Source organism: Bradyrhizobium sp. WSM1417, assembly GCF_000515415.1.
Lineage (GTDB): Bacteria > Pseudomonadota > Alphaproteobacteria > Rhizobiales > Xanthobacteraceae > Bradyrhizobium.
On sequence record NZ_KI911783.1, the window covers coordinates 6,181,376 to 6,200,548 of the forward strand.

Annotated in this window: 19 protein-coding genes and 1 pseudogene; 15 read left to right on the forward strand and 5 right to left on the reverse strand. The window is 61.4% G+C overall.

Annotated elements, in window-relative coordinates; genetic code table 11:
• Nucleotides 1-6: 6 nt before the first annotated feature.
• On the reverse strand, nt 7-681 hold the full coding sequence (locus BRA1417_RS0130430; protein ID WP_027519022.1) for a Crp/Fnr family transcriptional regulator: 675 nt from the start codon (nt 679-681) through the stop codon (nt 7-9).
• Nucleotides 682-1,014: 333 nt separating this feature from the next.
• Here BRA1417_RS0130430 and BRA1417_RS0130435 point away from each other — a divergent pair, with 333 nt between their 5' ends.
• From BRA1417_RS0130435 to BRA1417_RS0130460, 6 genes are all read left to right on the forward strand, one after another.
• The gene (locus BRA1417_RS0130435; protein ID WP_027519023.1) at nt 1,015-1,836 is read left to right on the forward strand and encodes an ABC transporter ATP-binding protein; all 822 of its coding nucleotides are present in this window, start codon (nt 1,015-1,017) and stop codon (nt 1,834-1,836) included.
• On the forward strand, nt 1,833-3,764 hold the full coding sequence (locus BRA1417_RS0130440) for a long-chain fatty acid--CoA ligase (protein ID WP_027519024.1): 1,932 nt from the start codon (nt 1,833-1,835) through the stop codon (nt 3,762-3,764). The genes BRA1417_RS0130435 and BRA1417_RS0130440 overlap by 4 nt, the downstream gene beginning before the upstream one ends.
• Before the next feature lie 220 nt (nt 3,765-3,984).
• A complete protein-coding gene (locus tag BRA1417_RS0130445) occupies nt 3,985-4,878 on the forward strand; it encodes a branched-chain amino acid ABC transporter permease (RefSeq protein WP_027519025.1) in 894 nt (297 codons plus the stop codon).
• A 3-nt stretch (nt 4,879-4,881) separates the two neighbouring features.
• A complete protein-coding gene (locus BRA1417_RS0130450) occupies nt 4,882-5,955 on the forward strand; it encodes a branched-chain amino acid ABC transporter permease (protein WP_027519026.1) in 1,074 nt (357 codons plus the stop codon).
• A gap of 46 nt (nt 5,956-6,001) precedes the next feature.
• A complete protein-coding gene (locus tag BRA1417_RS0130455) occupies nt 6,002-7,285 on the forward strand; it encodes an ABC transporter substrate-binding protein (protein WP_027519027.1) in 1,284 nt (427 codons plus the stop codon).
• Nucleotides 7,286-7,445: 160 nt separating this feature from the next.
• Nucleotides 7,446-8,288 carry an ABC transporter ATP-binding protein gene (locus BRA1417_RS0130460; RefSeq protein WP_027519028.1) on the forward strand — a complete coding sequence of 281 codons (843 nt, stop codon included), beginning with the start codon at nt 7,446-7,448 and terminating at the stop codon, nt 8,286-8,288.
• Here BRA1417_RS0130460 and BRA1417_RS0130465 read toward each other — a convergent pair.
• Nucleotides 8,285-9,439, reverse strand: coding sequence for an AGE family epimerase/isomerase (locus tag BRA1417_RS0130465; protein WP_027519029.1), 1,155 nt, complete (start codon nt 9,437-9,439; stop codon nt 8,285-8,287). The genes BRA1417_RS0130460 and BRA1417_RS0130465 overlap by 4 nt on opposite strands.
• Before the next feature lie 86 nt (nt 9,440-9,525).
• On the opposite strand from BRA1417_RS0130465, the gene BRA1417_RS0130470 reads away from it, so the two are divergent.
• From BRA1417_RS0130470 to BRA1417_RS0130485, 5 genes are all read left to right on the forward strand, one after another.
• Entirely contained in the window at nt 9,526-10,749 is a 1,224-nt protein-coding gene (locus tag BRA1417_RS0130470; RefSeq protein WP_027519030.1) for a phenylacetate--CoA ligase family protein, read from the forward strand.
• Nucleotides 10,750-11,293: 544 nt separating this feature from the next.
• Nucleotides 11,294-11,704, forward strand: coding sequence for a hypothetical protein (locus tag BRA1417_RS0130475; RefSeq protein WP_156948986.1), 411 nt, complete (start codon nt 11,294-11,296; stop codon nt 11,702-11,704).
• A gap of 92 nt (nt 11,705-11,796) precedes the next feature.
• Nucleotides 11,797-13,083: a DNA methyltransferase gene (locus BRA1417_RS0130480; RefSeq protein ID WP_245286286.1), complete on the forward strand. Its 1,287-nt coding sequence runs from the start codon at nt 11,797-11,799 to the stop codon at nt 13,081-13,083.
• Nucleotides 13,084-13,222: 139 nt separating this feature from the next.
• The gene (locus tag BRA1417_RS46065; protein WP_256379203.1) at nt 13,223-13,585 is read left to right on the forward strand and encodes a DUF5681 domain-containing protein; all 363 of its coding nucleotides are present in this window, start codon (nt 13,223-13,225) and stop codon (nt 13,583-13,585) included.
• A gap of 88 nt (nt 13,586-13,673) precedes the next feature.
• Nucleotides 13,674-14,048 carry a hypothetical protein gene (locus BRA1417_RS0130485; RefSeq protein ID WP_027519033.1) on the forward strand — a complete coding sequence of 125 codons (375 nt, stop codon included), beginning with the start codon at nt 13,674-13,676 and terminating at the stop codon, nt 14,046-14,048.
• Here BRA1417_RS0130485 and BRA1417_RS0130490 read toward each other — a convergent pair whose 3' ends face one another.
• The 3 genes from BRA1417_RS0130490 to BRA1417_RS0130505 form a co-directional block, all read right to left on the reverse strand.
• Nucleotides 14,049-14,378 carry a hypothetical protein gene (locus tag BRA1417_RS0130490; RefSeq protein WP_027519034.1) on the reverse strand — a complete coding sequence of 110 codons (330 nt, stop codon included), beginning with the start codon at nt 14,376-14,378 and terminating at the stop codon, nt 14,049-14,051.
• Nucleotides 14,379-14,500: 122 nt separating this feature from the next.
• Nucleotides 14,501-14,638, reverse strand: coding sequence for a hypothetical protein (locus BRA1417_RS44360; protein WP_156948987.1), 138 nt, complete (start codon nt 14,636-14,638; stop codon nt 14,501-14,503).
• A gap of 550 nt (nt 14,639-15,188) precedes the next feature.
• Nucleotides 15,189-15,737: an HAD-IIIA family hydrolase gene (locus tag BRA1417_RS0130505; RefSeq protein WP_027519035.1), complete on the reverse strand. Its 549-nt coding sequence runs from the start codon at nt 15,735-15,737 to the stop codon at nt 15,189-15,191.
• Nucleotides 15,738-16,177: 440 nt separating this feature from the next.
• Between BRA1417_RS0130505 and BRA1417_RS0130510 the strand changes: the two genes are divergently transcribed.
• The 4 genes and pseudogenes from BRA1417_RS0130510 to BRA1417_RS41010 form a co-directional block, all read left to right on the forward strand.
• A complete protein-coding gene (locus BRA1417_RS0130510) occupies nt 16,178-16,996 on the forward strand; it encodes a YqaJ viral recombinase family protein (RefSeq protein ID WP_371260026.1) in 819 nt (272 codons plus the stop codon).
• On the forward strand, nt 16,980-18,143 hold the full coding sequence (locus BRA1417_RS0130515) for an ERF family protein (RefSeq protein ID WP_027519037.1): 1,164 nt from the start codon (nt 16,980-16,982) through the stop codon (nt 18,141-18,143). The genes BRA1417_RS0130510 and BRA1417_RS0130515 overlap by 17 nt, the downstream gene beginning before the upstream one ends.
• A 12-nt stretch (nt 18,144-18,155) precedes the next feature.
• On the forward strand, nt 18,156-18,782 hold the full coding sequence (locus BRA1417_RS41005; protein ID WP_051448396.1) for a hypothetical protein: 627 nt from the start codon (nt 18,156-18,158) through the stop codon (nt 18,780-18,782).
• Nucleotides 18,783-18,837: 55 nt separating this feature from the next.
• Nucleotides 18,838-19,078 (forward strand): annotated as a pseudogene (locus BRA1417_RS41010) (transposase); the annotation flags it as partial.
• Between the last annotated feature and the right edge of the window lie 95 nt (nt 19,079-19,173).

The following is a 19,173-nucleotide window of genomic DNA, read 5'->3' on the forward strand; positions in this document are numbered from 1 at the left end:
GGAACTCTAGTCCCCGTAACCGCGCAACCGCTCGATATCGAGGATCGTGACGCCGCCATACTCCAGCCGGAGCAAGCCCTCTTTCTCCAGCCGGTTCAGCGCGCGGTTGGCATTCTGGCGGGACATGCCGGAAAGCGCGCCGATCTCCTCCTGGGTGATCTCCAGATGCGCGGTGGATTCCGGATAGAGGATCGGATTGAACAGCGAGGCGATGCTGCGAGCAAGCCGCGCAGTGGCATCCAGCGTGCGGTTGACCTCGAGCATGCCGATGAACTGGCCGAGCCGCTCGTTGAGCTGGCGCACCAGGAAGCGGTTGAAACCGACGCTATTCTCGAACAGCCACATGAAGGCGCTGCGTTCCATCAGTGCGACGCGGCTGTTGCGCAGCGCGACCACGTCATAGCGGCGCGGCTCGTTCTTGAGCACGCTACCCTCGCCGAACCAGGCCCCCGCCGTCAGCCCGGCAAGACTCGTCTCCTTGCCGTCGCGCGAGACCCCGCCCATCCGGGCAAGCCCAAAGACCATGCCGGCCCAATAGTCGAACGTGTCGCCGCGCATGAAGACGGTCTCGCCGGTGCCGTAGGACCGCTCCGTGATCCCGGCACGAGCGACCGCGATCTCCGCTTGCGTGAGCTCGCGCGACCAGGCAGCGACGCGCTTCAGTTGATCCTCTGAAATCATGATCCCGAAGCCAGCCGCACCGTTCGTCACTCCTGTTATGCTGCAATGCAGCATGACCGTTTTGACTACCATCCGACGAAAAACGGAGGTTGCTCCCACCCGAAAACTTTTGTCGCAGAATTGTCAGGCGGGAGACATTTCAAAATAGCGCTTTCCCCTATTGAGGACCACCTCGGGCGATGCGGCTTTTGATCCCAAACGGGAACGAGAGCGGCGCGGCTCCGGTCGAGACCATCTGCTGCATGGCCTCACCGGCACGGTCGTACTAGGATCGCCCGACAGAACGGATGAAGAGCGCCACTGAATGCGCCATCACGGGGAGGGATCTGTTTGGTGGCTACCAGTCTTGAAGTGCGCGGCGTGTCCTTGCGATTCGGCGGCGTCCGTGCGCTGACCGACGTCGGCTTCGCCATCAGGGAAGGCGAGCTGTTCTCGATCATCGGCCCCAACGGTGCCGGCAAGACCTCGATCGTGAACTGTATTTCCGGCCGCTACAAGCCGACCGAAGGCCAGCTGTTCTACCAGGGCCGCGACATCACCGGCCTGACGCCCAACGCGCGCGCTTCGCTCGGCATCGGCCGCACCTTCCAGAACCTGGCGCTGTTCCACCACATGAGCGTGCTCGACAACATCATGGTCGGCCGGCATCACCTCCTGAAGAACAATTTCCTCACGGGCTCGCTGTACTGGCTCACCGGCGCGCGCAAGGAAGAGCTCGAGCACCGTCGCAAGGTCGAGGAGATCATCGACTTCCTCGATCTCCAATCGGTCCGAAAGGCGCAAGCCGGCACCCTCTCCTATGGCCTGCGCAAACGCGTCGAGCTCGCCCGCGCCATGGCACTGGAGCCGCGCCTCATTCTCCTCGACGAGCCGATGGCCGGCATGAATTTCGAGGAGAAGGAGGACATGGCCCGCTACATCGTCGATCTCAACGAAGAGTTCGGCATGACCGTGGTGATGATCGAGCACGACATGGGCGTGGTGATGGACATCTCCCACCGCGTCATGGTGCTGGATTTCGGCCGCAAGATCGCCGAAGGCGATCCGGCCGCCGTGCTCGCCGATCCCCACGTCAGGCGCGCCTATCTCGGCGAAGAGGACGAGGTGCTGGTCGATCCTGACGATGCTCCGCCGGCGCAGGAGAGCGCGGCATGATGGATTACGCAGGCCGCGTCGCGCAGGCCGATACCTATCCGAAGATGCTTCGGCTCAATGCGAAGGAGTACGGCAATGAGATCGCGTTGCGCGAGAAGGATCTCGGGCTGTGGCGCCCCTTCACCTGGAACGCCTACCAGAGCCGGGTGCGCGATTTCGCGCTCGGCCTGATCGAACTGGGCCTTGGGCGCGAAGATGTCGTCGGCATCATCGGCGACAACCGGCCGGACTGGGTCGCGGCGGAAATAGCAACCCACGCGATCGGAGGCTTGAGCCTCGGGCTCTATCGCGACGTGCTCGACGAGGAAGCCTCTTATCTCCTCAATTATGGCGAGGCGCAGCTCGTTTTCGCCGAGGACGAGGAGCAGGTCGACAAGCTGCTTACGCTGGCCGACCGCGTCCCAAAGCTGAAGCACATCATCTATTCCGATCCGCGCGGCATGCGGAAATACGACGATCCGCGCTTGATGTCAGCGGAGACGTTTGCCGAACTCGGCCGGGCGCGGGCTACGCGCGAGCCGGAACTTTACGACCGGCTGGTGGACGCGACCAAGGGCGAGAACGTCGCGATCCTCTGCACGACATCAGGCACCACCTCGCATCCAAAGCTCGCAATGCTCGCCGCCGGCCGCGTGCTCGGCCATTGCGCGACCTATCTCGCTTTCGACCCGAAAGGGCCGGATGACGAGTACGTGTCGGTGCTGCCGCTGCCCTGGATCATGGAACAGGTCTATGTACTCGGCAAAGGTCTCTTGTGCCGGATGAAGATCAACTTCGTCGAAGAGCCCGAGACCATGATGAACGATCTGCGCGAGATCGCGCCGACGTTTGTCCTGTTTGCGCCGCGCGTGTGGGAATCGATCGCCGCCGACGTCCGCGCCAGGGTGATGGACGCAACGCCCTTCAAGCAGAGCCTGTTCGACATCGGCATGAAGAGCGGGCTTGCCGCGCTCGAACAGGGCGAGCGTTCCGGCTTTGCCGACGCGATCCTGTTCCGTGCATTGCGCGACCGCCTCGGCTTCACCCGCCTGCGTTCAGCCGCAACCGGCGGCGCGGCACTCGGGCCCGAGACCTTCAAGTTCTTCCAGGCCATGGGCGTGCCGCTACGTACGCTCTACGGCCAGACCGAGCTGCTGGGGGCCTACACGCTGCATCCCGCGGGCAAGGTCGATCCCGACACCACCGGCGTGCCGATGGCCGACAGCGTCGAAATCCGCATCGACAATGCCGACGTTCACGGCGTCGGCGAAATCGTGGTGCGGCATCCCAACATGTTCCTCGGCTACTACAAGAACCCGGAGGCGAGCGTCGCTGACCTCAGGGATGGCTGGATGCTGTCCGGTGACGCCGGCTATTTCAACGCGAATCGCCAGCTCGTGGTCATCGATCGCATCAAGGATCTCGCCGAGACCTCGCGCGGCGAGCGCTTCTCGCCGCAATTCATCGAGAACAAGTTGAAGTTCTCGCCTTATATCGCGGAAGCCGTGGTGCTCGGCGCAGGCCGGGACGCGCTCGCCGCAATGATCTGCATCCGCTACTCCATCATCTCGAAATGGGCGGAGAAGAACCGGCTCTCGTTTACGACCTACAGCGACCTGGCCTCGCGGCCCGAGGTTTATGCGCTGCTCAAGAAGGAAGTCGAGACCGTCAACGCCACTCTGCCGCCGGCGCAGCGCATCTCCCGTTTCCTGCTGCTCTACAAGGAGCTCGACGCCGACGATGGCGAACTCACCCGCACGCGGAAAGTGCGCCGCAGCGTCATCAACGAGAAATACGAAGGCATCATCGACGCAATCTACCGCGGCCAGGCCGACATCCCGGTGGACACCGTGATCCGTTTCCAGGACGGCAGCACGCAGCGCGTACGTACAACGCTGAGGGTTGTGGACCTGGGTGGCCACGGGCACATGGCGGAGGCGGCGGAGTGAGTCTGTTTCGAAGCAAGACCGCGATGCTGGCCGATGCGCCCTCTCCCCTTGTGGGAGAGGGCATCTCCGCTATCCACCACATCCTCACTCGGGTGAGGGGTCCTCTCTCCGCACCTCCCCTGCCGAGCCAACCCCTCACCCGTCTTCGCTTCGCGAAGCCACCCTCTCCCACAGGGGGAGAGGGGAAGAGCGCGCCGGATTTGTCAGCGAGCACCACTTCATGAACACCGCCTTCCTCATTCAGCTCCTGGTCAACGGCCTCGTGGTCGGCACGCTCTATGGCGTGGTCGCGATGTCGTTTGTGCTGATCTACAAGGCTAGCCAGGTCGTCAATTTCGCGCAGGGCGAGCTCTTGCTTGTGGGCGCCTGGGTGTGCTGGACGCTGCTCGCGAAATACCAGGTGCCGTTCTGGATCGGCATGCCGATGACGTTGGTGTTCATGTTCGTGTTCGGCATCGCGGTGCAGGTCCTGATCCTGCGACCGATGATCGGCGAACCCATCATCTCGGTCATCATGGTGACGATCGGCCTCTCGACCGTGCTGCAGGCGACGCTCAAATGGATGTTCGGCGTCAATCCGCAGCCGTTCCCGCGCGTGTTCGAGAGCCAGTCCGTCAGCCTGCTCGGGCTTCAGATCCAGACCGTCTATGTCATGAGCCTCGTCGTCTCGATCGCGATGATGATTGGCATGGCCTGGTTCTTCCGCGCGTCAAAGTACGGTCTTGCGATGCGCGCCACTGCGTTCAACCAGCAGGTCGCGCAATCGCTCGGCATTTCCGTGAAAAGCGTGTTCGCGATGGCCTGGGCGATCTCCGCAACGGTGTCAGCGGTGGCGGGCGTCGTCGTCGCGGTCGTGAACGGCGTATCCTCGGGCCTTGCCGCCTACGGCATTAAAGTGTTTCCGGCTGCGATCCTCGGCGGGCTCGATTCCGTCGGCGGTGCCGTGCTCGGCGGCATCATCATCGGATTACTCGAGAACATCGCGCAATATGTCGACAGCGAATACCTTCACTGGGGCAATCTCTACGAGATCGCGCCGTTCTACGTCCTCATCATCGTGCTGATGATCAAGCCCTACGGCCTGTTCGGCACCCACGACATCGAACGGATCTGATCCATGGCCGGCCCCGCCCTCATCCCTGCTGGTGATTTCCGCACCTCTTACGCGGCCGACACCACGATCTTCCCGACCGCCACCAGCCGCAATTTTGCGATCGCTGGCGTGCTGGCGCTGTGTCTCGTGCCGCAATTTCTTGGCGGCTATTGGCTCAGCATCCTGATCCAGATCGGCATCTTCTCGATCGCTGCGCTGGGGCTGAACATCCTGGTCGGATTCACCGGCCAGATCTCGATCGGCCACGCCGCTTTCTTCCTGCTCGGCGCCTTCACGTCTGCCTACATCTCCAACAGCACATCGATCCCGGTGTTCTTCGCGATCCCCCTCGCGGGCGTCGTCACTGCGCTGGTCGGGCTGATCTTCGGCATCCCAGCGGCGCGGCTGAAGGGGCTTTATCTTGTGATCGCGACACTCGCGGCACAATACATCCTGCTCGACTTCTTCTCCCGCGCCGAATGGTTCACCGGCGGCTCGGTACCGGCCAGCGCCAATCCGTTCTCGATCTTCGGCTACACGCTGCGCGGCGACAGGCAATATTTCTACGTCGTACTCGCCTACGTAGTTGCAAGCTACGTCCTCGTCACCAATCTGATGCGCACCCGCGACGGCCGCGCGCTGGTGGCGATCCGCGACCATTATCTCTCCGCGGAGATCATGGGCATCAATCTCACCAAGTATCGCACGCTGTCATTTGGGCTCGCCGCCTTCTTCGCCGGCATCGCCGGCGCGCTCTATGCGCACTACCAGCTCGTGGTGTCGCAAGAAGGTTTCGGCATCGAACGCTCGATCCTGTTCCTCGCCATGATCATTATCGGCGGCACCGGTTCGATCATGGGCACGCTGATGGGTACCGCGTTCGTGGTGCTGCTGCCCGAGACGATGGAGTTCCTCAGCGTGGCGCTGAAGGGCGGCGCGATCGACAAGGCGCTGTCGCTGAACAACAACATCACCTTCCTGCGCGAGATCGCGATCGGGGTGATCATCATCGCGTTCCTGATGTTCGAGCCCGACGGGCTCGCCCATCGCTGGCGACAGATCAAGGCGTACTGGAAACTCTACCCGTTCTCGCATTGAGCGCGGGCAACTCTCTAACCAACAAATAAACAGGAGGAGGCAACCAATGAAGACAAAATCCTTTTTGAGCACCGCGTCGCTTGCGCTGGCGATCGCCGCATTCTCGTCAGGCGCGCAGGCGCAGATCGCGATCGGGCATCTCGCCGATTATTCCGGCGGCACGTCCGACGTCGGCACGCCCTACGGCCAAGCCGTCGCCGACACCTTCGCCTGGGTCAACAAGAACGGCGGCGTAGGCGGCAAGCAGATCAACGTCGATACCAACGACTATGGCTACCAGGTGCCGCGCGCGATCGCGCTCTACAAGAAGTGGTCGGCGCCGGACTCCAAGGTCGCGGCGATCATGGGCTGGGGCACGGCAGACACCGAGGCGCTGACCGGCTTCCTCGCGCAAGACAAGATCCCCGATCTCTCCGGCTCCTACGCCGCCGCCCTCACCGATCCCGAAGGTGTCAGCGGCAAGGCCAAGCCCGCGCCCTATAATTTCTTCTATGGTCCGAGCTATTCGGACTCGCTGCGCGCGATGCTAATGTGGGCAGCCGAAGACTGGAAGGCCAAGGGCAAGTCCGGCAAGCCGAAATTCGTCCACATGGGGGCCAACCACCCTTATCCGAACGCGCCGAAGGCCGCCGGCGAAGCCATGGCGCAGGAGCTCGGCTTCGAGGTGCTGCCCCCGCTGGTGTTCGCGCTCGCGCCGGGTGACTACAGCGCGCAGTGCCTGAGCCTGAAATCCTCGGGCGCCAACTACGCCTATCTCGGCAACACCGCCGCGTCCAACATCTCGGTGATGAAGGCCTGCAAGACCGCCGGCGTCGACATCCAGTTCATGGGCAATGTCTGGGGCATGGACGAGAACGCCGCCAAGACCGCGGGCGATGCCGCCGACGGCGTGATCTTCCCGCTGCGCACGGCGGTGAGCTGGGGCGGCGATGCCCCCGGCATGAAAACGGTGATGGAGATCTCGAAGATGTCCGACCCGACCGGCAAGGTCTATCGCCCCGTGCACTACATCGCGGCGGTCTGCTCGGCGCTTTACATGAAGGAGGCGATCGATTGGGCCGCCAAGAACGGCGGCGCCACCGGCGAGAACGTCGCCAAGGGCTTCTACCAGAAGAAGGACTGGGTGCCGGCCGGGATGGAAGGTGTCTGCAATCCCTCGACCTGGACCGATAAGGACCACCGCGGCACGCTGAAGGTCGACCTCTACCGCACCAAGATTGCGGGCGCGACCGACGGCGACCTCAACGACCTCATGGCCAAGGGCGCGATCAAGCTCGAGAAGGTCAAGACCGTCGAGCTGCCGCGCAAGCCGGAATTGCTGGGCTGGTGAGCTTAGCCCTCACCTCACACACAAATGTCATCCCCCGCCTTGTGCGCAGCGCGCACTGGAGCGGGGGATCCAGTACGCCGGGGCCTCTCCGCGAGTCTCAGGCGTCTCTGGAATACTGGGTCGCCCGGTCAAGCCGGGCGACGACAGCGGAGTACGAGGCATGACCGAAATTCACGAAGCAGCAGCTCGTCCCTCCCCCGGCATCGTACCCGCACCGCCTCTCCTTGCCGTGCGCAACATCGAGGTCGTCTATGACGACGTCATCCTGGTGCTGCGCGGTCTCAGCCTCGACGTGCCCAAGGGCGCGATCGTGGCGCTGCTCGGCGCCAACGGCGCCGGCAAGTCGACGACGCTGAAGGCGATCTCTGGGCTGCTCAAAACCGAGGACGGCGAAGTCACACGTGGCGAAATCTTGTTCGAAGGCGAGCGGATCAATGGCATCGACCCCGACAAGATCGTCCGCCGCGGCATCTTCCAGGTGATGGAGGGCCGGCGCATCGTCGCCGACATGACCTCGCTGGAAAACCTCAAGCTCGGCGCCTTCACCCGCCGGGACCGCGACGTTGGCGCCGATCTCGACATGGTCTTCAACTATTTCCCGCGTCTGAAAGAGCGCACCGGGCTTGCCGGTTATCTCTCCGGCGGCGAGCAGCAGATGCTCGCGATCGGCCGCGCGCTGATGGCTCGCCCGAAGATGATCCTGATGGACGAGCCCTCGATGGGCCTGTCGCCGCTGCTGGTGAAAGAGGTGTTCTCAATCATCCACAAGATCAACCGTGACCTCGGCGTCACCATTCTTCTGGTCGAGCAGAACGCCCGCGCTGCGCTGTCGGTGGCAAGCCACGGCTACATCATGGAGCAGGGCAAGGTCGTGCTCGACGGCACCGCGGACGAATTGCGCGACAACGAGGACGTCAAGGAATTCTACCTCGGCGGCGCCGGCGACCAGCGCAAGAGCTTCAAGAACCTCAAGAGCTTCAAGCGGCGCAAGCGCTGGCTTTAACCATCCAATACCTGTTCCGCTTCCGTGACTGCGCAGAGAACATGATAGAACGACGACGCAGGAATGGTGTCGATCAGCGATTTGCCGTCGCGCTCGAACTGGTCGTACCAGCCGCCCCGCACGGGATGACTGAGATAATGGCGTTCGAGCCGCGCCAGAGCCATGCGCGCCTCGTCCGCCGCGCCCGCCTCGCCGGATTCGGCCTGCGCGATCCACGCCTTCGCGATCTCGGTCTGTGGCCACAGCCGGCGCGTAGTGCGGCGAATGTTGCCGGCGTCGTCACCCTCGTCGATCAGGCAGCCGGTGGCCTCGTCGCGATAGCGCAGCGCGGTTACCAGCAGCTCGGCGCGCCGCTGTCCGGTCGGGCAGCCCGTGATGCGTTCGAACCCCTTCAGCAACCAGACCCATTCCGCCTGGTGGCCGGGCTCGATGCTGACCGGCGCGATCTTCGACCAGTCCTCCTCGAAATATTCGCCGAGCGCGCGCGTCCGCTTGTCGTAGAGATTGGCGAGGAACAGTGCGAAGAACTCGCCGGCGCGGTTCTGGAACGACAAATCGTGGGTCGCGTCAAAGCACGCGATCATCGCCTCGAACAGATGCATGTGCGGGTTCTGCCGGCGCGGCAGCGAAACCGGAAGACCTTCGTGGACGCCGCCGTGCGGCGAGCGCAGATGACCGTCGAGGAAGGCGAGCAGCGCGTCGATCTCTGCGCGAATTTGTGCGTCCTGGTCGAGCGCGTAGACTGTCGCGAGCGCAAACAGGATGAAGGCGTGGTCGTAGGCATCGCGGCGGGCGTCCAGCACCGCGCCCTCCGGCGTCAGACGGTGCACGTAGCCCGGCCGGCCGTCGGGCGCCTTTGCTTTGGCGAGCAGATGCTCGAGCCCCTTCAGTGCGATGGCGCGCCCCTCAGGGTACCAGCCGATCTGCGCAGCCTTGGCGTAGCACCAGATCTGACGGGCCTGCACGAACACGCGCCGCGGCGCGGCGCTGTCCGCCGTGCCGTCACGATGCAGCCGATCGATGAAACCACCCGCGCCATGGTCCCAGCCGACCGTCGACCACAACGGCAGCGCCTCGTCGATCATGCGGCGCTTCAGGCGCGGCACGACGTCCGACGCCTCGTCCGCCGCACTGATTCCCTCGTCCGCCATCGCGTCCTCTTCAAACCTCGTCCATGGCCGTCTGATACCCATGCCGGCGGCGGTGCGCAACGGATGCCAACACGGAAAGATCAGCCATGACCGCCCATTACGACGCCCTCGAGACGCGCGAGCAAGCCGCGCGCGAGGCCGATCTGTTCGCCCGCCTGCCCGGCGTGCTGCGCTCTGCGATGACCGCGCCCGCCTATGCCGATCGGCTGAAAGGCGTGGATCCGGCTACCGTGACCTCCAGGGCGGCACTGGCGGGCCTGCCGGTGCTGCGCAAGTCGGAACTGCCGGCCCTCCACAAGGCGTCCACGCCCTTCGGAGGGTTCGTCGCGGCGGCGCCCGGCTCGTTCGCCCGCCTCTTCACCTCCCCCGGGCCGATTTTCGAGCCGGAGGGGCGGCAGGCCGACCCCTGGCGCGGCGCACGGGCGCTGTTCGCGGCCGGGTTCCGGCCCGATGACATCGTGCTCAACACCTTCAGCTACCATCTCACCCCCGGCGGCTTCATCTTCGATGCCTCGGCCCGCGCGCTGGGTTGCGCCGTGATCCCGGCTGGTCCAGGGAATACCGAGCAGCAATTCGAGCTGATCGAGGCCTATCGTCCCGTCGGCTACAGCGGCACGCCGGATTTCCTGAAGATCTTGCTCGATGCTGCCGCAAGCTCGGGCCGCGACGTCTCCTCGATCAAGCGCGCGGTGGTCTCGGGCGCGGCCTTCCCGCCCTCGCTCCAGGTGGAGATCAAGGGGCGTGGCATCGACGCCTACCAAGCCTTCGGCACCGCCGATCTCGGCCTCATCGCCTTCGAGACCGTTGCGCGCGACGGCATGGTCGTGAACGAGAACCTGATCATGGAGATCGTCCAGCCCGGGACCGGCGATCCCGTGGCGCCCGGCGACGTCGGCGAGATCGTCGTGACCTCACTGGACCCGCACCATCCCTGGATCCGGCTCGCGCTCGGCGACCTCACCGCGACAATGCCGGGCACCAGCCCCTGCGGGCGCACCAACATGCGCATCAAGGGCTGGATGGGCCGCGCCGACCAGACCACCAAGGTCAAGGGCATGTTCGTCCGCCCCGAGCAGGTCGCCGAGATCAGCAAGCGCCATTCCGCGCTCGGAAGATTACGCCTCGTCGTCACGCGCCAGGGCGAGGCCGATGCAATGACGTTGAAAGCGGAGACGGCGGTCGCGAACGACGGGCTGCGCGAGGAGATTGCAGGCACCTTGCGCGCAGTGACGAAGCTCGGAGGCGAGGTTGAATTGGTGAGACCCGGCGCGCTGCCGAACGACGGCAAGGTGATCGCGGACGAGCGGTAGAGCTGACCTTGTTCGGGTAACAGCGAATATTTTGCAAAAAACAAGTTCTGTTCCGGCGAAACTTGCGCAAAACGCCCGGATTATCCGAGGCTTACGCGCTTCCCAGATGCAGGGTGGTCGAAAATAACAGGGAATTCCGAGCTGCGATCAGGGAATTTCCCGTCCAGCAACAGGGAAGCTGCGGAGCCAAAGCAGGGAAGCCACTCGGGTAGGCCTTGGAGAAACGCCCCAAGGGCCTTCTGAGCTCCCGACCTGCCAACGCTCGGGGGTTCGTCATCCCAAACCAGCAGGATCGCAAACTAGCAGGGTCATCTCGGATCTGCCTCTCACGTCGGAGTCCGGCCATACTTGTCACGCCCTTGTGATAAAATCCGAAAACGCAATAGGAGGCCTCTGCATTCGCCAATTGGACTCGACCGCTACCCCCATGGCCCCCCGAATCCGCAATATCGGATTTTGAGCGTTTACCAACGCCATCGGCCCCGTTCTGCCGCAGCTCCATCTTGGGATAGCGTTCTCCGGACCAACCCAAGGAGAAATGAGCATGGGCATTCCGTTCGATCAGCAGCAGCTTCGCAACGATCCGCCGTGGTCCGTCCGACACGAGCTTCCCACCCGCAAGCGCCGCGGTCGCCCGTCCAACCATCCGGCACAGCAGGACTTTACGCTCGAGCAGATCGACAGGATCTATCCGTGGCTGTGCGGGCGGCTTAGGGCACATCAAGCTGTTCAGGACCGCACCACCGATCATGTCGCGACCAGCGAACGCGCCTACCGGCTGTTGGCATTTTGGGCACGCAAGCGCCTGGCGAATATAGATTGGACGACCCTCCGCAATAATCACAGCTCTTGGAAGGGCGGCCGCCTTCACCCCGAAGAACGCTGCACGGATTCGGAGGACTTCGATGCGGAGATTGAACGCCAGTTTTCGCGCCCTTCCGATCGTGCACCGTAACCGCCAATTTCCGTGAGCGAAGTGCGAGCCGTGATCTGCAAAAACACCTCTCCGGGGCAATCCGCCCAGAGCGAACTCAACAGGAGAAAACCTTGCAGATCGAGGACATGTCAATTGAAGCCTTGAAGCCTTACGCGGGGAATGCGCGCACCCATTCTGCAAAGCAGATCAAGCTGATCGCACAGAGCATCGAACGGTTCGGCTTCACCAATCCAATTCTTATCGATGATGCAGGTCAGGTGATTGCGGGCCATGGACGCCTCGCGGCTGCAAGCCTGCTCAACCTAAAGACAGTCCCCTGCGTCCGCCTCTCGCATCTTAGCGAAACGGATAAGCGGGCGTACGTTCTTGCGGACAATCGCGTAGCTGAAAAGGCGGGCTGGGATAACGCGATCCTTGCTATCGAACTTAAGCAGCTGGCGGAGGTGGGGTTCGATCTCGATCTGAGCGGTTTTGAAGCCGCCGAAGTGGACTGCATCATCGAAAACTTCGACGATGACATGGAGCAGCCTGAAGACCGCATTCCTGACCGTGGTGAGAGTCCCATCGTGAGTCGCCTCGGAGACATATGGCGGCTGGGTAAGCACGTTCTATTCTGCGGTGATGCAACGAACCCCGCCGTCTACGAAACTCTCATGGATGACGAGCGGGCCGATTTCGTTTTCACCGATCCGCCGTACAATGTTCGCATTGGCGGCAATGTATCGGGGCTGGGGGCGATCAAGCACCGCGAATTTGCGATGGCTTCAGGAGAGATGAGCGAGGAGGAATTCACCCGGTTCCTCTCCAAGGCCTTCCGGCTGCTTTGCCATTATTCGAAGGACGGCTCGATCCACCAGATCTGCATGGACTGGCGGCATATGCGGGAAATGTTGCTTGCAGGGGATCGGCACTATCCGGAGCTCAAGAACCTCTGCGTTTGGAACAAGACGAACGCCGGCATGGGGTCGTTCTACCGCTCCAAGCATGAGCTGGTCTTTGTCTGGAAGAACGGATCGGCTGCCCATACCAATACCTTCGAGCTGGGTCAGCACGGACGCTATCGGACCAATGTCTGGGATTATGAAGGCGCGAGCAGCATGCGGCTCGGTCGCATGGACGAACTGAAGCTTCATCCTACTGTGAAGCCCGTGGCGATGGTGGCCGAAGCCATGAAGGACTGCTCCAAGCGCGGTCAGATCGTGCTTGATCCCTTCTGTGGGAGTGGGACGATCCTGATTGCAGCGGAAAAGACTGGCCGCATTGCGCGAGCCATCGAGCTTGACCCCGCTTACGTCGATGTCGCGGTCCGGCGTTGGGAGCAGTACACTGGAAAGAAGGCCTGGCTTTATCCAATGCAGGAAAGCTTCGAGGAGCTGGCGGAAGTCCGGGGGGCCTAATCCATTTGGTTTCAAAGCGCCCACCCGAGCCTTTCGACCCAGACGCCGGCGCTATCGGAATTCCCTCGGCATTGTCGTGAGCGCTGAGTCTGCTTCGGTCGTGCTATTTGTCTCCCAGCTCAAACCAGCGCGAGGACGCATGGACGACCACGCCAATTCAATCACGCCCACAGAGCCCGATGGTGCTTCGCCAGGTTACGAGATCGGGTACAAACGTCCGCCCAAGCATGCGCAATTTCCCAAGGGAAGAACAGGAAACCCTAAGGGCCGTCCAAAGCGCCCCGATGGGATTAGCCTAAAGGAGCTCTTCGATGGTGTTCAACGCACAAAGGACGGGAGCACGCTCTCTCGAAGAGAACTAATGGTGCGCCGAATCCTTCACGATGCGATGGCAGGAGATTCTCGTGAGTTTAACAGGTTTATCGACCTCATGGAGCGCTCCGGACTAATCCGGCGAGCCACTCCGAAGAGCACAGGTCCCATTATCGTGAAGCGCGTTTAGGCTATCAGTTCGAACGTTCAAGTCCCGCAGGCGCACGACAGGATGAGCTAGGGAGACATTGAATGGACGGCAGAATGGATGAACGACAATGACCGAACGTACGAAAGTGAACTGCGGGCAAACCCGTCGTGCCTCTTGCAGGAACGCGACGGAAAGCGTGATCGCCATCTTTAAGCGGCTCGCAATGGAGTCCGTGATGCTCACCACAGATGGCCGTCGGCAAAAGGTCCCCCGAGCCGTAGCTATCCTCTTGAAAAACTACAATGCGGCTCTTCAAGGCGACAAGAGCGCCCGGAACAATGTCTGGCGCCTTTTGGAGCGAACCGGAGAGCTGATCGACCAGAATGATCCGGCAATAGCAGGCAAGCCAATAGTCGTTCCCGAGAAGATTTGGGATACGGAAAAGCTCCTGGAGGAATACGGCATCAGCATCGTTGAGGGTAAACCTAGCCGAACAGCCTGATTAGCGCTTCGCCGCGTTGCCGGCCAATTCCATCGCTAGATCCAGAGCTGCGACTCCAATCTGATCTGAAGACTGAGATCTGCAACGCCGGTCCATCCAAACAACAATCGCGGAGAAATCGCCGCCACCGACAATTTCCCTCTCGGCACTCACGTTTAGACCGCTGACGAAGCCCACGACCCAGGATTCAAAGGCTGCCTTTACGACTAAGTTCTTCTTCCTATTCAGCCAGGCGGTACAAGATTGCGAGCCAGCGCCCACAATCGTTGATCCGGCGTTCAGCGACGTCGGCAAGAGTAGCATCATCACTATGGCAAGCGCTCGTCTCATCTCTTCCTCGACCGAAAACGGCTACTTCCAAGGAGGCTCTATCTGATGCTTTGCCCGACGGCGCAAGCTCAGGTTTTTCGATTTGCCTGCGCATGCTGAATGGACGCTTCTACGGCCGATCGCTATCTCAGGCTCGAATCCGGCCAGTGACGAACCTCATTGGCGCGGCGGGATCGACGCGAGTTCTGCCGCACCATTGCGTAGAGCACAAACAGGCCGATGGTGATCGCGACAGCCAGCAGTGGGAAAATGTAGTTCATGCAGCCTCCAAGACTTGAAATACTAGCAGCGCGACCAATCGGCGCGACGCTCTCCGGCCTGAGACCCTACACTGCCAGTTTCCTACTCAGCTCGTGGTTCTCATCCGGCATTCCGCTTGAAATGTTTGAGCCCCCGCCGTTGCCGCGAGAGAGCAGCCTTCTCATACCGTTCCAAGCTCGACAAATATCTCATTTGCTTTGGTTCCGCGCCCTCGATCACCGCCAACATCAGAATTAACCTAAGAGCTCGCAGGCGATCCTGGCGGCTCCTAGCTTGAGCCAAATCTTGACCTGCGACATGCATGTCCGTACCTTTGAAGCCTTCCGCAAGGACTGCATCGAAACCAGAACCGGCGGGTTCGTCCCAACGAGATAAGCCATGCCGATAGGCGTTGCGGCTCGATGCTGCTTTGCCGACGCTTGTTTGCGGCCCGGTACTCCTCGCTGCGTTTGCGCGATTGGCTTCGATTTGTCGCTTTGACGCCAACTTGCCTCCTTGATTTCACTATCTCGCAATCAAGCGATCCGCTTTATCGCGAAGACCACGGCCTCAATCCTCGGTTGCCGCGCCTCGGCGATGCGACGGAGGATACGACGGATCCGGCAACAACGGCGCAATGAACGTATGTAGGTTTGATCCATCAAACAGATAGGCGGCTATTCCGGCCGCTTGTGCCGCAGCAAGATCGCTCTGCTTGTCGCCGACCATGAAGCTAGCATCGATATCCACCGAATACCGCTCAAGGAGGGCTCTGATCATCCCCGGCTGCGGCTTACGACAGCTACAGAGGACACGGTAACGCTCAACCAGACCATCGGGGTGATGGGGGCAGAATTCGAACGCATCGATACGGGCACCAACCATAGCAAGTTCACGCAACATCCATTCGTGCAGATTGCGAACATGCCGCTCCTCGTAAAACCCCCTCGCGATTCCTGATTGGTTCGTCACGACAAACGCAAGATACCCAGCGTCATTGACTGCTTTGACGGCCTGCTGGGCTCCTTCCACCCACCGGATCTGGCCGGGTTCGAAAGCGTAGCCGTCGTCCTCATTGAGGACGCCATCACGATCGAAAAATACTGCCGGACGCTTCAAATCTCGTAGGCCCAAGTCGGAGGGGACACCCTCTGATCTTCCGACAATCACGGCTTCATTTCAACATGTCATGCGACCGGACAACATCGTTCGCTGCGAGCGCGCCCTTTTGCATCCACGTCTTTGCTGTTCATGCGTGAATTGGCTTCGTTTTGTCGGGATTATACCGATCAGCCTCGTCCCGTCCCCGCCCTAAGCGCGTGAGAACAAGAGCCATTCCTGCCGCTAAAACGAGCAAGATTGTTGCTGCAGAAAGGACTGGCCTTCATCCGCGATTGGAGCGTTACTGATTCGACTGGGCGCCACCTTCGATCGTAGCGCCGGTATCTCGCCTCGCGGAAGCGGGGCTTCAGGCAGTGCGGCATGTAAAGCCGCTTGTTTTTGCGAAGGAGATACCGGTGACAACAGTTCAATCAAACGGCGCTGATGCGCCCAATCACATTATCAGATTTAACCCCAATGACCGCCGCCACTTCATCGGCGGCTCGGATGCGCGTGTCATCATGGGCGACGATCAGGACAAGCTCATTCGCCTGTGGCACGAGAAACGTGGAGAGGTCGCACCAGAAGATCTCTCGGATAATCTCATCGTCCAGCTCGGCACGATAACAGAAGTCCTCAATCGCGCCTGGTACCAGCGCTCGACCGGACAAACCATTTCGGACATCCAGAAGCGCGTTCGGCATCCCGTGCACAAATGGATGGCGGCAACACTCGATGGCATGGTCGAGCAGACTGGAGCGGTGTTCGAGGCCAAGTTCATGCTGCCCTGGGCGTTCACGGAGGAGGCCGCCGCCGAAAAGCACATGGCCCAACTGCAGCATAATATGTGGGTGGTCGCCGCTCGCTCGTCCGTACTCTCGATCATCACCGGCGGTGGCAAATGGGTTGAGATCAAAATCCACGCCGATCCGCTCTATCAGCATTTGCTCCTCACGGCCGAGAAGAAGTTTTGGCGCTGCGTTCAGAGTGGCGAACCGCCTCTGCTCTTCAACATCGAAACGCCGCGACCAAGGCTGGAGGCCGTTAAGGTCGTCGATATGTCTTCGTCCAATGCCTGGGGCGAGTTCGCAGCAACCTATCTCCGCAGCAAGGACGCCCACGGGGAGCACGAGCTCTCCAAAGCTGAGTTGAAGAAGCTCGTGCCCGACGATGCCAAGGAGGCAAGCGGGCACGGGATCAAGGCCAAGCGCTCCAAGTCCGGCGCCATCAGCTTCGACGCTCTCGCCTTGGAGGCTTCCGATGCATCAATCCAGTGAGCGGATCGGGGCGATCGCGGGTGCCCTCGCCCGGGCGCAGGCCGAGCTAACCAACCCGGAAAAGACCCTCACCGCGATCATCCGCTCCCCCTTCCCGCGAGAGGACGACCGGACCTTCCGCTACGCCTCCTTGGCCTCGGGCCTGGACATCGTCCGCAAGACGCTAAGCCAGCAGGAGATTGCAACCGTCCAGACTACACGGATCGACCCCGCGAGCGGGCAGGTGCATCTCACGACCCTGTTGGCCCATGCCTCCGGCGAATGGATTTCCTCCGATTGGCCGGTCTGCGCCGCAAAGGAGGTTGAAGCCCCCCACCGTATGGGCGCCTCGTTGACCTATGCCCGCCGATATGCCCTGTTCGCTCTTGTTGGAATTGCCGGTGAGGACGATCTGGATGCGCCCGATGCGGTCGCTGGCCCTCAGAGTGCCATCCAACCTCAAGCCGCTCCAGCTGCCCAGCGGAGGACGTCCAAGGGCACTTTGAACCGCCCTGCGGTTCTATCAACGGAACGCTCGGCCGAGTTATTGGACCGGCTTTTGAACGAGCTTGCCGTTCTGGATGCCGGCGACGGCCTACTCGCATGGGCCAGGACGAGCCTCCCTCTCAAGAACACCCTACTAGAGGCGGACGCTCACGTTCTAGAAGCTGCCTTCCAGATGAGGTTCGAGCAAGCTGTTGTCAGCGAACGCGAACAGCAGGCGAAGGCAGGATCCTGTATCGGGACCGACAGGGATCATCCACAGATCCTCAACAGTGACGACCGCCAAGGTACCGACGCTAAAACCGCCAACTCGCAACCAGTCGGCCTCGCGTTTCCGAAAGAGTTGCCACGGAAGAGAAGCAAAGGCCACCTCGCGTTCGTTCGCAGTCAGGGGTGCCTGGTCTGTAACAGGAGTCCTTCGGATGCACATCACCTGAAGTTCGCGCAATCACGCACGCTGGGACGCAAGGTCAGCGATGAATTCACTGTTCCACTCTGCCGGTCGCATCACCAAGCCCTCCACCGACACGGCGACGAGAAGGCGTGGTGGGCGAACCTACAGATCGCACCGCTATCAATTGCAAAGGAGCTATGGATTGTCAGTCCGGTCCATCCGACGGACGCAGCAAACATCACCTTGCCTGTGCCCGCCCCCATTTCCTGAGACGCCTCGGCAATGAACGCTGAACTTGAACGACTTCAGACGCAGACTGTGGCTGCGATGCCAACCGAGATAGAGGCCATGCGCCCGCCGCCCCAGCTTCTTCCGGGAGAGAGTATCGACCACTATCATAACCTTCAGGCCGCGGTCTTGCGCGATATCAATCCTCGATCAGCGATTGAGTGGCTCCTGGCTTTCGACATCGCCGAATTGTCTTGGGAGATGCTGCGGTATCGCGTTTTGCGCAACAGGCTTCTCAGCACCTACCGGCAAAAGGCGATCGAAACAATGCTTCGTCGTGTGGACGTAGCCGGCATCGCGCCCGCCCTGCAAGACCTTGCCGAGATCTACACCATAAAGAACGCCCTGGATTGGCGACTCGACCCATCCGCTGCGCTCGACATCGAAGCCCGACTCGGAACTCAAGGTTACGACCAATACGCCATCAGCATGGAGGTCTACGTTCAAGCACGTGAGACCCTTCCCCTATTCGATTCGCTGTTGAACGGAGCACAACTTCGCCGCCTGCTGTTGTTGAAGGAGGTAAACAATCTGCGCCGAACTAGGGTGGATGTTAGGGTTGCCGCCGAGCGCCAGCGCCGATCGAAATCTACTGGGTTGGCGCGAACTCCAGGCAGATGAGGCCTGACCTTAATCCAGTTTGAAGTTCGTTCTGACCCAAGACGAGGTCCAGAGCATGAAGCGCAAGCGGTTTGCGGAAGAACATATCATCGGGGTTTTGAAGGAGCACGAAGCGGTGGTTCCGGTCGCCGATCTCTGCGGCAGCATGGTGTCAGAGATGCCAAATCCACATGGAAGGCCGGGTTCGCAGGATGGTCGTCTTGGAGGCCAAGCGACTGCGGTCGCTGGAGGACGAGAACACGAAGCTGAAGCGCGTTCTGGCTCACGCCATCTTGGACAATGCGGCGCTAAAGGATCCCCGACCACCTTAAGCCGGCGCCCCTTTGCGCGCACCCAGCTCGCTAACGGGTGGCGGCCGTGAAAGACGGCATCATGAGCGCGATTCGCTCAA